Raw genomic sequence first — 19,955 nt, 5'->3', positions numbered from 1 at the left:
GTGTGATTTCTTTGTTAAATAGGTAGCTTGTAATCGCTGGTGTTTTATAAGCTGCATCTGCGGCAACTGCTTCTGGTTTTCCAACTTTCTCAATCACTTGGTCAACAAGTGGCTCCAAAATCTGACAGTCATGTGTATTACCAGGTGTTACAATCGTTCCCAATACAAAACCGTTGCCGTCTGCGGCCGCATGGAATGAATAGGCAAACTGTTTTGTTCGTTCATCTTTCACATAGTAGCCACTCTCAGGATCCGTAGTACTTTCTTTAATTGCTTTGGTTTCTTCCTTATCAAATTTATCTGGTGGAAAAGGCTTCTTTCCATGGTTTTCACGATCTTGATTGATTTCTTCTTGAAGACGTCCTTGATACGCTCGTGTTTCTTTACGAACAATTTTCTTTTCAAATTTCCGTTTATTCGCACTGGCTTTCACATGTGTGGAATCCACGAAAACGTGTTCTACACTTATTAACTTTTTATTAGCAGCTGTCATTAAAATGCGACAGAAAATCTGTTCAAACAGGTCTGTATCTTTAAAGCGTCGCTCATAATTTTTTCCGAACGTAGAGAAATGAGGTACTTTATCATGGAAACCATAGCCTAAGAACCAACGGTAAGCCATATTGGTTTCAACTTCTTCAATCGTTTTACGCATGGAACGAATACCGAAGGTATATTGAATGAAAGTCAGTTTAACTAAAATAACTGGATCAATACTTGGGCGTCCTACCTCTGAGTACATATCTTTCACCAAGTCATAAATGAAAGTGAAGTCAATGGCAGCCTCCATTTTACGAACCAAATGGTTCGGTGGCACCAGTTGATCTAACGTAATCATTTCAAGTTGATCTCGCTGAATAGAATCATGTTTAGAAAGCATCCTCATCACCTCAAGTTTTAATCCTTCAATTTTAAAACAAAAATGACTCCAGTCAAAAGTGTTCTATCTAAAAGGTAAGACAAAGTTGATTGGAGCGGGTGTTCGAGACTCCTGCGGGAAAAGCGCGTCTAGGGGAGACCCCGCAGGCAAAGCCGAGGAGGCTCCCCGACCGCCCGCGGAAAGCGAGTGCCTGGAGTGGAAATCAACGTCTAAATTGTACAGGCCATAAAAATAGACAAACTCGATTTTCATCGAGTTTGTCTACAGTCTGAAAGACAGGTGCTAAAGCCTGTCTTTTTCTGTTTCCTGGACACCTGTCAGGCATTGCTTCGACAGGAATAGCGGGACTGCGTCCTAGTTTGAGTCCATTCGAGGGAAATGCACGGTTCTTTGAAAAAATTGGCTAAATAAAAAAGGCATTGAAAAGAAGGGAATTATTACTTGGAAGGAGAAAGTAAAAACAAGTGGAGAAAGGTGGGGGATTGTGGTACATTGAGATTAGAATGTGGGGGTAATGGGTATGTTCATGGGAGAGTACCATCATAACATCGATATTAAGGGCCGTTTGATAGTCCCAGTGAAATTCCGGGACAATCTCGGGGAGCAATTTGTATTGACCCGCGGACTCGATCAATGTTTATTTGGTTACCCTATGGAAGAGTGGAAGCTGCTTGAAGAAAAGCTGAAAGCCTTGCCTTTAACAAAAAAAGATGCCCGGGCCTTTACCCGTTTTTTCTTTTCTGCAGCGACAGAATGTGAAATTGACAAACAAGGGCGAATTAATATCCCCACGCCGCTTACTTCATATGGCCAATTGGAAAAAGAATGTGTAATTCTTGGTGTTACCAATCGTATTGAGATTTGGAGCAAATCCCTTTGGGAAAACTATTTTTCAGCTTCGGAGGATTCTTTCGCTGAGATAGCAGAAAATATGATTGGCTTTGATATTTAAGGCTGCCCTCAGAAATAGAGTCACTCAATAACCGATTGGAAGGATGTCTAGCATGTTTCAACATACGACAGTGTTATTAAAAGAGACGGTTGATGGATTGAACATCAAACCTGATGGAGTTTACGTAGATTGTACACTAGGAGGAGCCGGTCACAGCGAATACTTGCTTTCACAGCTATCTGACAAGGGCAGGCTTTATGCTTTTGATCAGGATGAAACGGCGATTCGAAATGCTAAGGAAAAACTGGAAAGCTATGGTGAACGCATCGTTCTTGTTCCTAATAATTTTAAATACTTGAAAGAAGAGTTGAATGCCAGGGGGATCGAGAAAGTCGATGGGATCCTATACGATTTAGGAGTGTCATCGCCCCAATTGGATACACCGGAACGGGGTTTCAGTTATAACCATGATGCTCCTTTGGATATGAGGATGGACCAAAGTGCGGCCATTTCTGCTTATGATGTCGTGAATACTTGGTCATTCCATGATTTGATGAGGATTTTCTTTCAATACGGAGAAGAAAAGTTTTCCAAGCAAATCGCCAGGAAAATAGAAGCGGCACGCGAGATAAAACCGATTGAAACGACATTCGAGCTTGTGGAGCTGATTAAAGAAGGGATCCCAGCACCTGCAAGACGTAAAGGCGGACATCCTGCAAAACGGGTATTTCAAGCAATCAGGATCGCCGTGAACGATGAGCTTGGCGTCTTCGAGGATTCCCTGGAGCAAGCGATTTCGCTTTTGGATATGGAAGGCAGGATTTCGGTTATCACATTCCATTCACTTGAGGATAGGATTTGCAAAACGGTATTTAAGAAAGCGAGCAGCATGCCGGACCTTCCGCCTGGGCTTCCTGTCATACCGGATGAATTCAAACCAACCTTAAAAATCATAACGAGAAAACCGATATTACCTTCGGAAGAGGAACTGGAAGGGAATAATCGTTCACGTTCGGCTAAGCTAAGAATTGCTGAAAAGCAAAAAATATAGAAAAAATCAGTAAGGGGGAACAGGAATGAGTTCCATAGCCAAAAAAATGCAAGAACAGCAATATGAAGACCAACATCAGCAACAGACACAAACAGTGGTCATCCGTAAGGCGAAGATATCCATTGGTGAAGTTTTCTTACTATGTGCCCTTGCTATTATGGTTGCTTTTATGGGAGTGAAGATCGTTTCCAATCAAGCGGCCATTTATGAAACGAATAAAGAGATCCAGCTTGTTGAGTCGAAAATTGACGAACAGGGCAAAGTGAATGACGATTTGAAAGTGCAAGTTGCCGAACTTAGTACATACGAGAGAATTTGGAAAAAAGCTGCAGCGCTTGGGTTCAAGTTAAATAAGAATAATGTGAAGGGTGTGCAGTAATAATGCAGAAACAAAAAAATATGAAGCATGGGGCAGCCGGATTATTCTTCTTATTCGGCCTGCTCTTTTTTGTTTTAATTTGCCGCTTTTTATATATTCAGGTGACAGGAACAGCAGGCGGGGAAGTGCTTGCTTCGAAAATCGAAAAGAAATACGAGAAAAAACAGGTGATAGAGGCAAAAAGGGGCAGCATCCTCGATACAAAGGGGGAAGTCATCGCCGAGGATACTTCATCTTATATCTTAAGGGCTGTTCTCAGTGACAAGGAACCTAAGCACGTCGAGGATCCGGAAATGACCGCGAGCAAGCTTGCTAAATATATTGACATGGATGAGCAGGAAATTTATGAGCGTCTTACTAGTAATAAAAAGGCTTATCAAGTCGAATTTGGCAGCGCGGGCAAGGATTTGACCCAGGTCGTCAAACAGAAAATCGAAAAAATGGAGCTGCCGGGCATTACATTCGGAAGGACGAATAAACGTTTTTACCCGAATGGAATTTTCGCATCCCATTTGATAGGGTATGTGGAAAAGGATGAGAAAACGGGCGAGATGGCCGGTAAGTTCGGCATTGAGAGGTATCTCAACAAAGAATTGAAGGAAACGAACGGGAAGCTGACCTATGACAGTGACTCATGGGGATTGCTATTACCGGATGCGAAGGAGAAAGTGGTTGCCCCGGATAATGGCAATGATGTCATGCTGACCATCGACAAGAAAATCCAAACCTTCTTGGAAGATTCGTTGAGCAAAGTGCAGGCAAAATATGACCCCGAGCAAATCATAGCGATTGTATCCAATCCTAAAACAGGAGAGATTGTGGCGATGGGACAAAGGCCCACCTTCCATCCGACAACGAAAGTCGGGCTTACGGATACATGGCGCAACCTTGCCATTGAAGAAACCTTCGAGCCGGGATCAACGATGAAAACCTTCACGCTTGCGGCGGCTGTTGAGGAAGGAGTCTTCAAACCGAACGACAGTTTTGTAGCGGGAACCTATAAGGCCGGTTCAGGGGAAATTCATGATCATAGTGGAATTGAAAGAGGGAAAAGCATGACGTTTCTTGAAGGGGTCCAACGTTCTTCCAACGTCGCTTTCGCAACACTTGCCATGGATAAGATCGGTGCGGATACCTTCAGGGAGTATTTGACGAAATTCGGGTTCGACAACAAAACGGGAATCGATTTACCGAATGAAATAACCGGTAAAATTCAATATAAGTACAAGCTTGAAAAAGTGACGACTGCCTTCGGGCAAGGTTCTACCGTCACCCCGATCCAACAGATCCAGGCTGCTTCCGCCATAGCGAATGACGGAAAGATGATGCAGCCTTATGTGATCAAAAGCATTTCCGATCAGGATACAGGCAAGGTTTTGAAAACGACAAAGCCGAAAGTGACAGGGAACCCGATTTCAGCAGAGACCGCCAAGCAGGTGCGTGATTATTTGGAAACGGTCATTTCTGCGAAAAAGGGGACAGGAAGCAAATATGCCATCGACGGATATGAAGTCGCAGGCAAAACCGGTACTGCACAAATTGCCGGTCCGACTGGAAGATATCTGGAAGGTAAAAATAATTACGTATTCTCCTTTTTAGGGATGGCTCCAAAAGATGATCCGCAATTGGTCATGTATGTGGCAGTGAAGCAGCCCAAGCTGGGGGCTTCTTATGTCGGAGCAGACCCATTGTCAGAGATTTTCAATCCGGTCATGCAGAATAGCCTGCAATATTTAAACATCAAGCCATCTGATGTGAAAAAACAAAAAGCGATTGACATTGCCGACTATACCAACCAACCCGAAAGCTCCGCCGCCAAGGAGCTGAAGGAACTTGGTTATGATGTAAGCACGATAGGGAGCGGGCGTAAAGTGCTCGATCAATCCCCGAAGGCTGGGAGCACGCTTCTGCAGGGCGAAAAAATCATCTTGAGAACGGAAGGTGAAATGAAAGTTCCGGATATGACAGGGTGGTCCTTGCGGGACGTCATGAAATTCGCTAATGTCGCCAAACTGGACCTGAAAACGACAGGAACGGGATATGTGAGTAAACAGAATCTCCAGGCAGGGAAAAAGGTGAAGGAAGGGGATTCCTTCCATATTGAATTATCCCAGCCAGAAGGGGCTACTGAAGATATCCCGAAAGATAAAAAAACCGAATGAGCAATGAAGGGGGGAATCCATACGGGTTCCCCCCTTCATTTTTTTGAAGGTTTCTTAGTCTAGCATCAAGTAGACAAGCATATATTGAAGCATGTATGAAATGGAGGTGCCTGTTTTTGCGTGTTTCGAATGTTACTGTCCGAAAACGGCTGGCAATCGCATTGGCAGTGGGTATCGTAGTTTTTTTTATCATTGATATCCGCTTGGGAATTGTACAATTCTATCTAGGTGATAAGTTGACGGGGCTCGCTAAAGATTCCTGGAGCAGGAATATTCCTTTTGAGGCTAAGCGGGGAGAGATTTTGGATCGCAATGGTGTAGAGCTGGCAACGAATATTTCCGCCCCAACGGTCTATGTCATCCCAAGGCAGATTGAAGATCCCGATCAGACGGCGGGACAGCTTGCTTCCATATTGGATATGACCAAGGAAAAGGCTTATCAATGGCTGACGAAACAAGCGATGAGCGTCAGAATTCCCGAAGGCAGAAAAATATCCCATGAAAAGGCGAAAGAAATAAAAGCATTGGGGATAAAGGGCGTGTATATCGCCGAAGATTCAAAGCGCCATTACCCATTCGGTGAATATCTTTCACATGTACTCGGCTTCACGGGATCGGATAACCAGGGGCTAATGGGAATTGAATTGTCCTATGATAAGGAGCTAAGCGGGAAGAAGGGGTTTGTTAAATTCTATTCGGATGCCAAAGGGAAGAGGCTGGAAAACATGGCCGATGACTATAAGCCTCCCGTTGATGGAGATAATTTGAAGCTGACGATCGATAGCAAAATCCAAACGATCGTGGAGAGGGAGCTCGATAATGCGGAGGCAACCTATGACCCTGATGGTCTTATCGCCATTGCCATGGACCCGAATACTGGCGAAATTTTAGCCATGTCCAGCAGGCCGACCTTCGATCCTTCTAATTTTCAAAATGTACCATCCGAAGTGTATAACCGTAATTTGCCGGTTTGGAGCATATATGAACCGGGATCGACTTTCAAGATCATCACCCTTGCTGCAGCGCTGGAGGAAGGGAAGGTGGATTTGCAGAGGGAACATTTTTATGACTCCGGGCATGTTGAGGTGGCTGGATCCACGCTCCATTGCTGGAAAAGCGGAGGACATGGCGATCAAACCTTTCTTGAAGTGGTCGAGAACTCATGCAACCCAGGTTTTGTGGAGTTGGGCAACAGGCTCGGGAAAGATAAGTTATTTAAATATATCAATGATTTCGGGTTTGGACAAAAAACGGGGATTGATTTAACCGGAGAAGGAAAAGGGATCATGTTCAATATGGATCGCGTGGGCCCGGTTGAGCAGGCAACGACCGCATTTGGACAAGGTGTGGCCGTAACGCCGATTCAGCAGGTGACGGCGGTATCGGCTGCCGTGAATGGCGGGACTTTATACACGCCATATATCGCAAAGGAATTGGTTGACCCAAAAACGGGTGAAGTACTTATGAGAAAGACCCCGCAGGCCAAGAAAAAGGTGATTTCGGAAGCGACCTCGAAAAAGGTGCGTGAAGCTCTTGAATCAGTAGTGGCGCAAGGCAGCGGTAAAGGTGCATTCGTCGAGTCATATCGCGTTGGCGGAAAGACAGGTACGGCGCAGAAAGCGGAAAATGGCCGCTACCTTGAAAATAATTATATTCTCTCATTCATTGGTGTCGCTCCAGCCGATGACCCGCAAATCGTCGTCTATATCGCGGTCGATAATCCGAAAGGAACGGTGCAATTCGGCGGTGTCGTTGCGGCTCCGATCGTCGGCAATATCATGGAGGATTCTCTTAGGGCGATGGGCGTCAAACCAAGGAAAAACCAGATTGAGAAGGAAAGGGTCTGGACGGATCCCGTCATGGTCGAGGTGCCGGACGTGGTCGGAATGAGCAGAAAAGAGCTGCAAACCCAGCAAGTGGATTTGAAGCTCGATATCGCCGGAAATGGGGATAAAGTCATAAATCAAGCACCTGATGCGGGCATTAAGGTAAAAGAAGGCTCTACAATAAGAATTTATCTTGGCGAAAATAAAGATTAAGTATAATATAATAGATGAATAGTTTAAGCGGCTGAAGAATCATCAGCCGCTTTGTTTACGGAGGCGCGATAACCCCGTATAATTAAAAATGGTTTCTCGACAAGCCAAGGTTAATCACATATAATGAATCCTCAAATTAAGTTGAGAGGGATGGAAAAATGAAGCTTCAAAAATTACTATCTTATTTACACTCCTTATTTAGCCATGAAGGAGAGAATCCTGAAATCACCTCCATTGAAAATGATAACCGTAAAGTCAAAGACGGAAGTTTATTTGTTTGTATAAAAGGTTATACGGTCGATGGTCATGATTTTGCCCAATCCGCTGTTGAAAATGGAGCTGCGGCAGTCATTGCCGAACGGGAGCTGGATTTGCCTGTACCCGTAATCGTCGTCAGGGATTCAAGCAGGGCGATGGCGGTCCTTGCCGATGCATTCTATGGTCATCCGACGCAAAAGCTGCGTTTGATCGGAATCACCGGCACGAACGGAAAGACGACAACCAGTCATCTGCTGGAAAAGATTTTCGAGGATCGGCATGAAAAAACGGGATTGATCGGCACGATGTATACAAAAATTGCCGATAAGGTCTATGAAACAAAGAATACGACGCCCGATAGCGTTACATTGCAAAAGGCTTTTCATGAAATGACCGAAGCGTCTGTGTCAACGGCCATAATGGAAGTATCTTCGCATGCACTTGAACTTGGACGCGTCCATGGCTGCGACTATGATATTGCCGTATTTACGAATCTCACACAAGACCATTTGGATTTCCATAAAACGATGGACAGATACAAGCAGGCAAAATCCTTGTTTTTCTCGCAGCTCGGAAATGCTTACATAGAAAATCGTCCTAAATATGCCGTGCTTAACGCTGATGATGAGGCAACCGAAGATTTCATTAAAGCGACGGCTGCCACAGTCGTAACTTACGGTATAGACAATGAAGCCGATATCAGGGCAAAGGATTTAAAAATTGATGCCAATGGCACATCATTCATCTTGACAGCGGGTAAGGAAGAACGTTACATTCAGCTGAAGCTCATTGGTAAATTCAGCGTATATAATGTGCTCTCCGCCATCGCGGCTTCCCTATGCGCTGGCAACGATATAGATGACACCATTAAATCGATCGAGAAGATAAAAGGAGTGGCAGGCCGTTTTGAACTCGTTACGGCGAATCAAGCCTTTCCAGTTATCGTTGACTATGCCCACACTCCGGACAGCTTGGAGAATGTCCTCAAGACCGTTGCTGAGTTCGCTGAAAAGAAAATTTTTGTGATCGTCGGCTGCGGCGGGGACCGAGACAAGACAAAGCGCCCGATCATGGCAGAGATTGCCTGCAACTTGGCGACAGATCCCATTTTCACCTCCGATAATCCACGCAGTGAGGATGCGGCCCAGATTTTGCGGGATATGGAAGCTGGAGTGGCAGGTAAAGAATATTTGGTAATCGAAGACCGGAGGCAGGCAATAATCCATGCCGTTTCCAAGGCTGAAGAGGGCGACGTTATTTTAATAGCGGGCAAAGGTCATGAAACCTATCAATTGGTCGGTGACGAAGTGCTGCACTTTGATGACCGTGAAGAAGCGGAAAAGGCGATTCGAAGCCGTTTCGGTACAGTTTGAACCGTCGGTGAATGGGCCCGGTTTACTATCAGGAAAAGACAACAAGCAGAATTTTATATTTGAATTGTGTTAGGAATGAGGGAGTAAGGAATGTTGGAACAAGTAATTTTTTATACGATTTTGGTGGCGTTTTTAGTAACTGTACTTCTTTCGCCCATTTTCATCCCGTTTTTGAGAAGGCTGAAATTCGGGCAAAGCATCAGGGAAGAAGGCCCGCAATCGCACTTGAAGAAAACGGGAACGCCTACCATGGGCGGTTTGGTGATATTATTATCGGTTACCATCGCCACGCTGGTGATGACTTTTAAATTTTCGGTACCATCCACCGAAACCTATTTATTATTATTCGTTACTTTAGGGTTTGGATTGCTTGGTTTCCTGGATGATTTCATCAAGGTGGTCATGAAGCGGAACCTTGGCTTGACATCCAAGCAAAAACTGCTTGGACAAATCGTGATTTCGGTCATCTTTTATTTCGTCTTCAAGCAGACAGATCGTTTCAATCCGGAATTGTCGATCCCGGGCACTGACTTTTCCGTCGACTTTGGCTGGTTTTATCTATTTATCGTGATTTTCTGGTTGGTCGGATTTTCGAATGCCGTCAATTTGACGGATGGACTTGACGGACTTGTCTCAGGAACTTCAGCCATTGCCTTTGGCGCTTTTGCGATTTTGGCATGGAGTCAGTCACAATACGACATTTCTATATTTTCGGTGGCAGTCGTAGGGTCTGTTCTTGGATTTTTGGTATTCAATGCCCATCCTGCTAAGGTATTCATGGGTGATACAGGGTCCTTGGCCCTGGGAGGAGCCATCGCAACGATAGCCTTACTGACGAAGCTTGAAATACTGTTAGTAATCATTGGAGGAGTTTTTGTCATTGAGACACTCTCTGTCATCCTGCAAGTAGGATCTTTTAAAACGACTGGTAAACGTATTTTTAAAATGAGTCCGCTCCACCACCATTATGAACTATCTGGGTGGTCCGAATGGCGCGTCGTCGTGACTTTCTGGACAGTAGGCTTGCTGTGTGCGGTACTCGGAATCTATTTAGAGGTGTGGATATAATTGAAAGAGACGGCAAGGTATTCAGAAAAAAAAGTATTGGTATTGGGCTTGGCAAAGAGCGGAGTGATGGCAGCATCGCTTCTACATAAATTAGGGGCTTTCGTGACGGTGAATGACATGAAGCCATTATCGGAAAACCCTGAGGCTCAAGGACTGCTGGAACAGGGAATCAAGGTCATCTGCGGCAGCCATCCGATTGAACTGCTTGATGAAGGGTTTGAATTGATCGTCAAAAATCCCGGGATACCCTATCGAAATCCGATTGTAAAAGGGGCGTTGGAAAAAGGGATACCGGTTATTACGGAAGTGGAGCTTGCCTATCAAATCAGTGAGGCTCCTTTCATAGGAATTACGGGCACGAACGGGAAGACGACTACGACAACTTTGATATTCGAAATGTTGAAGGCCGGTGAAAAGTCACCGCTCATCGCCGGGAATATCGGGACAGTCGCATCTGGAGTGGCCGAAAAGGCGACAGCGGATGACTCGATCGTCATTGAATTATCATCTTTCCAGCTAATGGGAATAGAGGAGTTTCGTCCTGAGATTTCCATCTTGACGAATTTGTATGATGCGCACCTGGATTATCATAGTTCCAAACAAGAATATGCGGAAGCAAAAGCGGCGATTGCGAAAAATCAGCTAGCCTCCGATTTCTTGATTTATAATGCAGACCAGGATGCCGTTGTATCGATGGCGAAAAAGACCAAGGCTCAGCTCGTTCCCTTTTCGACCGAAGGGAAGCACGAGAATGGTGCCTATGTAGAAGATGGAGCCGTCTTCTTCCGCCAAGAAAAAATCATCGGCATTGCCGACATAGCCCTTCCTGGGAAACATAATTTGGAAAATGTGCTCGCAGCCATTTCAGCGGCCAAATTGAAGGGTGTTGCAAACGAAGCGATCCAGACAGTCCTGAAAACATTTTATGGCGTGGAGCATCGTCTGCAGTTCGTAGCTATGATCGAAAACCGTAAATTCTATAATGATTCGAAGGCGACGAACATCCTAGCAGCATCCAAAGCGTTGACATCCTTTTCTGAACCTGTCATCCTTTTGGCGGGCGGATTGGACCGCGGCAATGAATTCGATGAGTTAAAACCGGCCATGAAAAATGTCAAGGCCGTGATAACGTTTGGTGAAACGGCAGAAAAAATTGAGCGGATAGCCAAAGAAATAGGAATAACGAATATAAAACGTGTCGATAATGTAGAAAAGGCCGTACCGGCTGCATTTGAATTATCTAATGAAGGCGACTGTATTCTTCTCTCCCCGGCTTGTGCAAGCTGGGATCAATATAAAACTTTTGAGCAAAGAGGAGACATGTTTATGGAGGCCGTGCATAAACTTAAGTAACAGCTTTCGCAGAAAGAAGTGAATCTGCTTCTACGTTGACACCTTGGAAAAAAGCGATAATGAGCCGTTATCGCTTTTTTTTTGGCTATAGTGCAGCATTGATTTTTATATTCGTACAGGCTCGAAAAACTTCCTCGAGGTGGATGTCCGTGCCATTAAAAAAATCGAATCCTGATCTCATTCTCATTATCGTCACCTTAACTCTTCTGACCGTTGGTTTAATCATGGTTTACAGCGCAAGTGCCATTTGGGCAACATATAAATTTGATGATTCCTTTTATTTTGCAAAGCGACAGTTGCTGTTCGCCTGCGTAGGGGTCATCGCCATGTTTTTCATCATGAATGTGGATTACTGGACATGGAGGACCTGGGCCAAGATCTTGATCATCATTTGTTTCATCATGCTGCTTGCAGTATTGGTGCCAGGAATAGGGATGGCAAGAAATGGTTCGCGAAGCTGGATTGGCGTAGGGGCTTTTTCGGTCCAACCCTCCGAGTTCATGAAGCTGGCGATGATCGCATTTTTAGCCAAGTTTTTATCCGAACGCCAAAAGCTCATCACCTCCTTTAAAAAAGGGATGCTTCCATCCTTAGGGTTAGTGTTTTTGGCATTTGGCTTGATCATGTTACAGCCCGACCTTGGAACGGGAACGGTCATGGTGGGAACATGCATTGTCATGATTTTCATTTCCGGAGCAAAAATCAGCCACTTTGTTGGCTTGGGGCTGATCGGCGTAGCCGGCTTCATCGGTTTGATTTTGTCAGCGCCTTACAGGATAAAAAGAATCACATCTTTCTTGGATCCGTGGGAAGATCCTTTGGGAAGCGGCTTTCAAATGATCCAGTCCTTTTATGCGATCGGTCCGGGTGGATTGTTCGGTCTTGGCCTCGGGCAAAGTCGGCAGAAATTTTTCTATTTACCAGAGCCGCAGACCGATTTCATTTTTGCGATCCTTTCCGAAGAGCTGGGCTTCATCGGAGGCTCTCTCGTCATTCTGTTATTTGCGCTTATGCTTTGGAGAGGGATTAGGATAGCGCTTGGGGCACCTGATTTATACGGCAGCCTTGTAGCGGTGGGGATCATTGCCATGGTCGCCATCCAGGTGATGATCAATATCGGGGTCGTGACGGGCTTGATGCCAGTTACCGGCATCACCCTTCCCCTGTTAAGCTACGGTGGTTCGTCGCTTACACTCATGTTGATGGCGATTGGGGTACTATTGAACATTAGCCGCTACTCAAGGTTTTAAGAAAATTTCAAAAAAGGGAGGTCCTGTCACACGCGGGGCTTCCCTTTTTAGGTTGAAAGCCTTTGCAGGAAATGAAGGGTGAAGGAACCTTGGCTTAAATTAGAAATAAATGAAATGCCAATAAAATATTACCATGTATGAATGTTTGCGAATCCACAATAAATATTGGCAATACAGCTTTGTTTAGACTATAGTATAAGAGGGTTAGGCCGCATAGGCGCTTGCTTCTGTTCATTTTATATGCTTTTACATGCAAGATGTCATCATTCTTGGAAAAACAGTGACCTCATGAAAGAGGAAATGAAAATCATGATTTGGAATTATGGGAACAACAAGGAGGTTTATCATGGATAAAGTGATAAAGCAATTAACTGAAATGAAAATCGGCAAGGTTCTCGAACAAGAACCGCTTGCGAATCATACAACTATGAAAATAGGAGGGCCCGCTGATTTATTCATCGTGCCATCTTCCGTTGAAAATATAGAAAAAACGATGCAGGTCATCAAAGAGCATGCCATACCGTGGCGGGCTATCGGCAGGGGCTCCAACCTTCTTGTAAGTGATGGGGGAATTGAGGGTGCCGTACTTAAATTGGGCAGAGGCCTTGATCATATCGAGATGAATGGAACGGAAATCAAAGCTGGAGCTGGTGTTTCACTTGTCAGCTTGTCTGTTCAGATCAGTAAAAAAGGCTATGCAGGATTGGAATTTGCCAGTGGGATACCAGGTTCCGTCGGCGGAGCTGTCTATATGAATGCCGGCGCACACGGTTCCGATATGAGTGAGATTCTCAAGGAAGCGCATGTTCTGTTTGAGGATGGTTCTTTAGCTTGGCTTTCGAAGGAGGAAATGGAGTTTTCTTATCGAACTTCCGTACTTCAAAAGAAAAGACCTGGTATCGTGTTGGAAGCCGTGTTCCAATTGACCGAGGGAGATAAAACCGAAATCGTTGCAAGAATGCAGGATAACAAAAATTACCGCAAGGATACGCAGCCGTATAACCTGCCATGTGCAGGCAGCATATTCCGGAATCCACTACCGCATCATGCCGGTAAATTAGTGGAAAATGCCGGTCTGAAGGGACACTCGATTGGCGGAGCGCAAATTTCCCCAATGCACGGTAACTTTATCGTCAACACGGGTAATGGGAGTGCAGCGGATGTTCAGGCCTTGATACAGCATGTGAAAGATACTGTATATGATAAATTTGAAGTTGAAATGGAAACAGAAGTCGAAATTATCGGCCGTAAATAATAGGATGTAATATATCCAAATTTTGTGTTATAATGTGTTACCTTTTAAAGTTTCATATAAACGGACTTAGAGTGTGTCGTGATTTCGTATTGTATAAAAACCATCCATTTTTTCAGGAAGAGGTGAAAGGGATGGAAAAGGGGAAAATCGTTTCCATTGAGGACCGCATCCCGAAATTAAAACAATTAAGAAAAAGCAAAGCAAACAAACGGCTGGTTCTGTTGCTTTCCCTTTTCTTCATTCTGGTTGCATGCGTACTATATTTCTTATCCCCGCTAAGCTATGTGAAAACCGTTCAGGTGGAAGGGAATCGATATATCACTTCCAAGCAAATCATTGAATTGAGCAAGGTGAAGAAAGATCGAAGCATTTGGAAGGTCGATACAGGGAAAGCGGCAGCCAATATTAAAAAAAACCAGGAAATAAAAAGTGCCAAGGTAACACCTGTATTTCCTAATTCGATTAAAATTACGGTATCCGAGCATAACAAGATGGCATACCTGTCCAATAATGGGAAGTATGCCCCTATTTTGGAGAACGGGACCGTCCTGGAGGAGTTAGCGACAGGGGAAATTCCAGTATTTGCCCCGGTTTTAATCGGTTTCAAAGAGGGTAAAGCATTAAAGTTGCTCTTAGAAGAGCTGGATAAGCTTCCTGTTGAAATTCAAAATGCCATTTCGGAAATCCATTATGCTCCAACCAAAACCGACGCCTACCATATCGTCATGTTCATGAACGATGGGTTCGAAGTGAACGCGACAAGCCGGACGTTATTCGAGAAAATGATCCACTACCCATCAATCGTCAGTCAGTTGGATCCAAAGGTAAAGGGAGTCATCGATCTGGAAGTGGGTTCTTATTTTAAAGCGTATAAAAATGTGGAACAAAAGGAAGACACGAATGAACAAAATTGATGGCAAACGGGTGGTGCTATCCCTCGTTTGCCTGGTGCTCGGATTTATGATTGCCTTCTCTTACAATCTGGCTCAGGATAATCGGGGAGTAAGTGAGGACAAGGCATGGAATCAAGAATATGAGCTTAGGCAACAACTGATTGAACAAGAGACCGAGAACCGGGAATTTCAGAAGGAACTGCTTCAAAAGCAGGAAACCGTATCCAGGATCGAAAAAGATTTGGCCCAGGAAAAGCAGCAGTTTTTCAATTTGGCCAAAGATACGGAGAAATACCGGATGTTTCTCGGGAAAGTGAAGGTGACGGGTTCAGGCCTTCAGGTAACCCTTGACGATGGTGCGAATGTGGATCCGGAAGCCAATGTCAATAACTACTTGGTTCATGAACAGCATGTCTTCAAGGTTGTAAATGAATTATACATATCAGGTGCAGAGGCTGTTGCGATCAACGGTCAGAGATTGAACCATGATTCCTATATAATCTGTAATGGACCAGTCATCACGGTCGATGGACACCAGCATCCGGCTCCATTCATCATTACTGCAATCGGGGATCCGGATGTCCTGGGGGCTTCCCTCGACCTTCCTGGAGGCATAAAGGAACAGCTGGTTGACGAAAATATCATCTTTACTATGGAAAAGAAAAAGAATATCATGTTTGACCCCATTATTGGAGGGTGATCAGTTTCCTGGATTCGATGAAAGATTGGTGAGAGACTGGAAATGAAAAAAAAGCTTTCTTTTAGTTTGCTTACTTTGATTGCGGGCTTCATGCTCGCCATCCAATTCAATTTGGTGAATCAACCTGTCGTTTCCGATACAAGGGATATGTGGGAGCTGAAAAATGATTTATTGAAAGAACAGCAAGCACAAGTGGAATTGATAGATGGCATCAGTAAGCTCGAAGGGAAAATAGCATCCTATGAAACCGAGAGAAATGAAAGCAAGGAAGAATTGCTGCGAAAGACCCTGACTGAATTAAAGACTGAAGCTGGTTTGACCGAAATAAAGGGTAAAGGTGTAATCGTGTCCATTCAACCGATTAAGGAAGGGATCCTCCTTGGCGAGCGGATCGAGTATATTTCCCCGGTATTGTTAATCAGGCTCCTTAATGAAATGCATAGGTATGGGGCGGACGACATTTCCATAGCTGGTCAAAGGTACATAACGACATCGGTCATTCGTGATATAAATGGACAGCCGAAAATGGACGGATATCCGTTAACCGATTACCCGGTCGAACTGCAGGTAATGACGGATGATCCAAAGAAATTAAAGCAGCGTATTGAAGGCTCGGAACTAATGGATGATTTTTTCATCGATAACTTCGAATTGCAAATAAAGGCACCTTCTCGTGAATTGACATTGCCTGCCTACCAAAATGATGTAAAAGTGGAACACATGATGCCCTTCATGGATGGGGGGGATTCGTAATGTGGCTGCCAGTTTTTGGACTCCTGATTGGAGTCGCCCTCGGCTTTTTGGTCGATTTGGATATTCCCCATGAATATTCAAATTACCTTTCCATTGCCGTGCTCGCGGCTTTTGATACCTTATTTGGAGGCATCAGGGCCCATTTGCAAGGTCTTTATGATGAAGTTGTATTCGTAACCGGATTCTTCTTTAATATAATTCTTGCCGCAGGTTTGGCTTTTCTAGGTGTACATCTTGGTGTAGACTTATATTTAGCCGCTATCTTCGTATTCGGCGTAAGACTGTTTCAGAATATCGCCATGATCAGAAGAATACTGATTGAAAAATGGTCCGATTCCCGTAAAAAGCAGAAAAAAAATCTATAATTTTAAAGGGAATCACATCTTAAATGACGAATAGTTTATGCAGTATCCAGTTTAGCAGATTTCTCCATTATGACGAGAAACGAACAATGTGCAGCTTAAAGTGAGAAATCTACGAAATGTACCGCTTATTATGACATTCACGAGTTGGTGAAATCAGTTCAGTTATTCTATAATGAATAGGTCTTTCGATATAAAAATGTTATTCTACTAAAACATGTATAAAACTGAAGGAGGTGCCATGGAGAATGAACAGCAATGAAATATACGTAAGTCTTGACATCGGTACATCCAGTGTAAAAGTTATCATTGGGGAAATGGTCAATGACACATTAAATATAATCGGTGTAGGAAATGTTAAATCGGAAGGGCTCAAAAAGGGCTCAATCGTCGGTATTGATGAAACCGTCCAATCCATCCAAAAGGCTGTCGAGCAAGCAGAACGTATGATAGGGATGGAGATAAAAAACGTAATCGTCGGCATAAGTGCAAATCACGTGACGCTGCAGCCTTGTCATGGGGTAGTAGCGGTATCCAGTGATAATAAAGAAATTACGGAGCATGATGTTTTCCGTGTTAGGGAAGCAGCGGAGTTAATTACGATCCCATCCGACAGGGAGATTATCGACGTGGTGCCCATCCATTACAAAGTTGATGAACTTGATGAGATCAGCGATCCAAGAGGCATGATCGGTGTTCGCTTGGAAATGAGAGGGATCTTAATCACAGGTCTTCGGACAATCTTACATAATACGCTGCGGTGTGTGGAAAGGGCTGGGTTAGAAATAACCGATATCGCCCTGCAGCCATTGGCGGCAGGTTCCCTTGTTTTATCCAAGGATGAAAGAGAACTTGGTGTGGCGCTTGTCGATATTGGCGGGGGTTCCACTACGCTGGCAATATTCGAACAAGGCTATTTACAATATACGTCTGTGATACCTATAGGCGGGGAAACACTTACGAAGGATCTTTCCATCGTTCTTAGGACAACGATGGAGGAGGCTGAGAAAATAAAAGTAAAGCATGGCCATGCCTTTTATGATGACGCGTCCGAAGATGAAGTATTCCAAATACCGATCATCGGAAGCGACCAGCAGCAGCCCTGCAATCAATTAATGCTTTCGGATATCATTGAAGCGAGATTGACCGAAATTTTCGAGTTGATTCAAGATGATTTGAGGAGACTTGGCTTTCAGGATATTCCAGGCGGTTTCGTATTGACCGGTGGCGTTGTCAAAATGCCGGGAGTCCTGGAGCTCGCTCAATATGTGTTCCAAAACCGTGTAAGGACGGCCGAACCGAATTACATCGGTGTCAGGGAACCCCAATATACGACTGCAGTCGGCTTGATTAAACATGCATGCAAGAAAGAGAGAATGCAAAAAAACACCGCTAATAAAACGCCTGTAGCAGCCGGTCAAACGCAAGAAGAAAATGACCAGCGCAGCCAAAAGGTTTCTCAGAAAAACAAAGAGAACGTACCGGCTAAAAAACAAGGTGAAAAAGGTGAATCTAAATTCAAAAAAATCCTAGGTTACTTTTTTGAATAACAATCATTAAGAATCGGGAATTTCGTCAAAATAGGAGGATTGTCATGTTGGAGTTTGATTCTAATTTAGAACAATTAGCAACGATAAAAGTAATAGGTGTTGGCGGCGGCGGAAACAATGCGGTAAACAGAATGATCGAGCATGGCGTGCAAGGTGTTGAATTCATTTCTGTCAATACTGACGCCCAGGCTCTTAATCTATCAAAAGCTGAAATCAAAATGCAAATCGGCGGAAAGCTTACACGCGGATTGGGTGCTGGAGCCAATCCTGAAGTGGGGAAAAAGGCTGCTGAAGAAAGCAAAGAACAGATCGAAGAAGCGCTTAAGGGTGCCGATATGGTTTTCGTAACCGCTGGAATGGGTGGCGGAACCGGAACGGGAGCTGCTCCTGTCATCGCGGGCATTGCTAAAGATTTAGGCGCGCTTACCGTTGGTGTAGTCACACGTCCATTTACCTTTGAAGGCAGAAAACGGGCAACACAAGCACAAGGCGGCATTTCATCCATGAAGGAATCGGTCGATACACTGATCGTCATACCAAACGACCGTCTCCTTGAAATCGTCGATAAAAGCACACCTATGCTTGAAGCTTTCCGTGAGGCCGACAACGTACTTCGTCAAGGTGTACAAGGGATTTCAGATTTAATTGCCGTTCCCGGTCTTATTAACCTGGACTTTGCCGATGTTAAGACCATCATGTCCAACAAAGGTTCGGCGCTTATGGGCATCGGGATTTCCTCAGGGGAAAACCGTGCGGCAGAAGCGGCGAAGAAAGCCATTTCCAGCCCGCTACTCGAAACATCGATTGATGGTGCCCAAGGCGTACTGATGAACATCACTGGCGGAACGAACTTAAGTCTCTTCGAAGTTCAGGAAGCAGCCGATATCGTCGCTACTGCATCCGATCAGGACGTAAACATGATTTTTGGTTCAGTCATCAACGAGAACCTTAAAGATGAAATCGTCGTGACGGTAATTGCAACAGGGTTCAACGAAGTGGAAGCTTCCATACGCCCTACTGGACGTCCAACACTTGGACAGCAGCAGCAATCAAGGCCGCAGACACAGCAAGCGCCACAGACTAATGTGAAGCGTGAAGTGAAGCGGGAAGAAGTCAATGAGCAGCCTTCGCGCAATGCGAACCAAGGCGAAGAGGCTTTGGATATTCCAACTTTTCTCCGTAACCGCAATAGACGCCGTTAATATCACCGGCTAAAAAACCGTTCCCGCTGGGAACGGTTCAGTTTGTAGACAAAAGGGGTTCGGAATTAAAAAATTCCGAACCCCTTTTGAAATTCCTTTGAAATTTTGACCAAAGGTTACGAGATTTGGGCTCTTCGAGCCACTATGTTAAGCCATTTTAGGACCTTGCCATGTCCAAGTGGCCATCTTCTTTAAATTCATGGCAGCGAAAGTAAGCATCGCCTGCATCGACAATTTTTTAAGTCCCCTTAAAGTAGTCCAACGCATACCATGCTTTTCTTTTGCATCTGCGAATACACGCTCAATCGTTTCTTTGCGTTTCGCATATATAGGTTTTACCTCTTGATGATGACGCAGATGATCTGCTTCTTCCACATATGCTTGCCAGATATGCCGTGTCACTACTTTTTGATGGTCTTTGCTTTCCGTACACCTTGATAAAAATGAGCATGTTGCACAAATTTGTTTTGGCGATTTGTACTCGCGATAGCCCTCTTTATTTGTTGTTGAGTACTTTAAAGTTTCTCCCGAAGGG

The 19,955-nt window shown here is 44.5% G+C and carries 18 protein-coding genes; 16 read left to right on the top strand and 2 right to left on the bottom strand.

Features of this window, described 5'->3' with window-relative positions:
• On the bottom strand, nucleotides 1-880 hold an 880-nt coding region (locus AS888_RS17645), incomplete at its 3' end, for an IS1182 family transposase (protein ID WP_155645538.1).
• Between the two features lie 520 nt (nucleotides 881-1,400).
• On the opposite strand from AS888_RS17645, the gene mraZ reads away from it, so the two are divergent.
• The 16 genes from mraZ (at nucleotide 1,401) to ftsZ (ending at nucleotide 19,420) form a co-directional block, all read left to right on the top strand.
• Nucleotides 1,401-1,832, top strand: coding sequence for a division/cell wall cluster transcriptional repressor MraZ (gene mraZ / locus AS888_RS17640; protein WP_053345229.1), 432 nt, complete (start codon nucleotides 1,401-1,403; stop codon nucleotides 1,830-1,832).
• A 52-nt stretch (nucleotides 1,833-1,884) separates the two neighbouring features.
• Complete coding sequence (gene rsmH / locus AS888_RS17635) at nucleotides 1,885-2,823, top strand: 16S rRNA (cytosine(1402)-N(4))-methyltransferase RsmH (protein WP_061143462.1); 939 nt, start codon at nucleotides 1,885-1,887, stop codon at nucleotides 2,821-2,823.
• Between the two features lie 25 nt (nucleotides 2,824-2,848).
• A complete protein-coding gene (gene ftsL / locus AS888_RS17630) occupies nucleotides 2,849-3,202 on the top strand; it encodes a cell division protein FtsL (protein WP_061143461.1) in 354 nt (117 codons plus the stop codon).
• Between the two features lie 2 nt (nucleotides 3,203-3,204).
• Nucleotides 3,205-5,364 carry a penicillin-binding protein gene (locus tag AS888_RS17625; protein WP_061143460.1) on the top strand — a complete coding sequence of 720 codons (2,160 nt, stop codon included), beginning with the start codon at nucleotides 3,205-3,207 and terminating at the stop codon, nucleotides 5,362-5,364.
• Between the two features lie 116 nt (nucleotides 5,365-5,480).
• Nucleotides 5,481-7,403 carry a stage V sporulation protein D gene (locus tag AS888_RS17620; RefSeq protein WP_061143459.1) on the top strand — a complete coding sequence of 641 codons (1,923 nt, stop codon included), beginning with the start codon at nucleotides 5,481-5,483 and terminating at the stop codon, nucleotides 7,401-7,403.
• Nucleotides 7,404-7,561: 158 nt separating this feature from the next.
• Nucleotides 7,562-9,034: a UDP-N-acetylmuramoyl-L-alanyl-D-glutamate--2,6-diaminopimelate ligase gene (locus tag AS888_RS17615; RefSeq protein WP_061143458.1), complete on the top strand. Its 1,473-nt coding sequence runs from the start codon at nucleotides 7,562-7,564 to the stop codon at nucleotides 9,032-9,034.
• Nucleotides 9,035-9,124: 90 nt separating this feature from the next.
• A complete protein-coding gene (mraY, locus tag AS888_RS17610) occupies nucleotides 9,125-10,102 on the top strand; it encodes a phospho-N-acetylmuramoyl-pentapeptide-transferase (protein ID WP_061143457.1) in 978 nt (325 codons plus the stop codon).
• Nucleotides 10,103-11,455, top strand: a complete 1,353-nt coding sequence (gene murD / locus AS888_RS17605) for a UDP-N-acetylmuramoyl-L-alanine--D-glutamate ligase (RefSeq protein WP_061143456.1) — start codon at nucleotides 10,103-10,105, stop codon at nucleotides 11,453-11,455.
• A gap of 149 nt (nucleotides 11,456-11,604) precedes the next feature.
• Nucleotides 11,605-12,705 carry a stage V sporulation protein E gene (spoVE, locus tag AS888_RS17600; RefSeq protein ID WP_100534037.1) on the top strand — a complete coding sequence of 367 codons (1,101 nt, stop codon included), beginning with the start codon at nucleotides 11,605-11,607 and terminating at the stop codon, nucleotides 12,703-12,705.
• Between the two features lie 346 nt (nucleotides 12,706-13,051).
• Nucleotides 13,052-13,960 (top strand): UDP-N-acetylmuramate dehydrogenase, encoded by a 909-nt coding sequence (murB, locus tag AS888_RS17595; protein WP_061143455.1) that lies wholly within the window; start codon nucleotides 13,052-13,054, stop codon nucleotides 13,958-13,960.
• Between the two features lie 131 nt (nucleotides 13,961-14,091).
• Nucleotides 14,092-14,874 carry a cell division protein FtsQ/DivIB gene (locus tag AS888_RS17590; RefSeq protein WP_061143454.1) on the top strand — a complete coding sequence of 261 codons (783 nt, stop codon included), beginning with the start codon at nucleotides 14,092-14,094 and terminating at the stop codon, nucleotides 14,872-14,874.
• Nucleotides 14,861-15,553 (top strand): DUF881 domain-containing protein, encoded by a 693-nt coding sequence (locus AS888_RS17585; protein WP_260320238.1) that lies wholly within the window; start codon nucleotides 14,861-14,863, stop codon nucleotides 15,551-15,553. The genes AS888_RS17590 and AS888_RS17585 overlap by 14 nt, the downstream gene beginning before the upstream one ends.
• Before the next feature lie 42 nt (nucleotides 15,554-15,595).
• Nucleotides 15,596-16,306, top strand: a complete 711-nt coding sequence (locus AS888_RS17580) for a DUF881 domain-containing protein (protein WP_061143452.1) — start codon at nucleotides 15,596-15,598, stop codon at nucleotides 16,304-16,306.
• Nucleotides 16,306-16,671: a small basic family protein gene (locus AS888_RS17575; RefSeq protein WP_061143451.1), complete on the top strand. Its 366-nt coding sequence runs from the start codon at nucleotides 16,306-16,308 to the stop codon at nucleotides 16,669-16,671. Before AS888_RS17580 ends, AS888_RS17575 begins: the two co-directional genes overlap by 1 nt.
• Nucleotides 16,672-16,916: 245 nt before the next feature.
• Nucleotides 16,917-18,218, top strand: coding sequence for a cell division protein FtsA (ftsA, locus tag AS888_RS17570; RefSeq protein ID WP_061143450.1), 1,302 nt, complete (start codon nucleotides 16,917-16,919; stop codon nucleotides 18,216-18,218).
• Between the two features lie 44 nt (nucleotides 18,219-18,262).
• Nucleotides 18,263-19,420, top strand: a complete 1,158-nt coding sequence (gene ftsZ, locus AS888_RS17565) for a cell division protein FtsZ (protein ID WP_061143449.1) — start codon at nucleotides 18,263-18,265, stop codon at nucleotides 19,418-19,420.
• A gap of 147 nt (nucleotides 19,421-19,567) precedes the next feature.
• Here the strand turns inward: ftsZ and AS888_RS17560 are convergent.
• The coding region (locus tag AS888_RS17560; protein ID WP_185113124.1) for a transposase at nucleotides 19,568-19,955 on the bottom strand (388 nt) is incomplete at its 5' end.

It is taken from the genome of Peribacillus simplex (assembly GCF_001542915.1).
GTDB lineage: Bacteria > Bacillota > Bacilli > Bacillales > DSM-1321 > Peribacillus > Peribacillus simplex_B.
This window is presented reverse-complemented; position numbering and strand designations above follow the sequence as displayed.

Bases quoted from the DNA above. Each gene is read 5' to 3' on its own strand.
- AS888_RS17625 (WP_061143460.1), top strand. From the start codon at position 3,205: ATGCAGAAACAAAAAAATATGAAGCATGGGGCAGCCGGATTATTCTTC.
- murB (WP_061143455.1), top strand. From the start codon at position 13,052: ATGGATAAAGTGATAAAGCAATTAACTGAAATGAAAATCGGCAAGGTT.
- AS888_RS17615 (WP_061143458.1), top strand. From the start codon at position 7,562: ATGAAGCTTCAAAAATTACTATCTTATTTACACTCCTTATTTAGCCAT.
- mraZ (WP_053345229.1), top strand. From the start codon at position 1,401: ATGTTCATGGGAGAGTACCATCATAACATCGATATTAAGGGCCGTTTG.
- AS888_RS17590 (WP_061143454.1), top strand. From the start codon at position 14,092: ATGGAAAAGGGGAAAATCGTTTCCATTGAGGACCGCATCCCGAAATTA.
- ftsL (WP_061143461.1), top strand. From the start codon at position 2,849: ATGAGTTCCATAGCCAAAAAAATGCAAGAACAGCAATATGAAGACCAA.
- ftsZ (WP_061143449.1), top strand. From the start codon at position 18,263: ATGTTGGAGTTTGATTCTAATTTAGAACAATTAGCAACGATAAAAGTA.
- AS888_RS17580 (WP_061143452.1), top strand. From the start codon at position 15,596: ATGAAAAAAAAGCTTTCTTTTAGTTTGCTTACTTTGATTGCGGGCTTC.
- ftsA (WP_061143450.1), top strand. From the start codon at position 16,917: ATGAACAGCAATGAAATATACGTAAGTCTTGACATCGGTACATCCAGT.
- rsmH (WP_061143462.1), top strand. From the start codon at position 1,885: ATGTTTCAACATACGACAGTGTTATTAAAAGAGACGGTTGATGGATTG.
- mraY (WP_061143457.1), top strand. From the start codon at position 9,125: ATGTTGGAACAAGTAATTTTTTATACGATTTTGGTGGCGTTTTTAGTA.
- AS888_RS17575 (WP_061143451.1), top strand. From the start codon at position 16,306: ATGTGGCTGCCAGTTTTTGGACTCCTGATTGGAGTCGCCCTCGGCTTT.
- AS888_RS17585 (WP_260320238.1), top strand. From the start codon at position 14,861: ATGAACAAAATTGATGGCAAACGGGTGGTGCTATCCCTCGTTTGCCTG.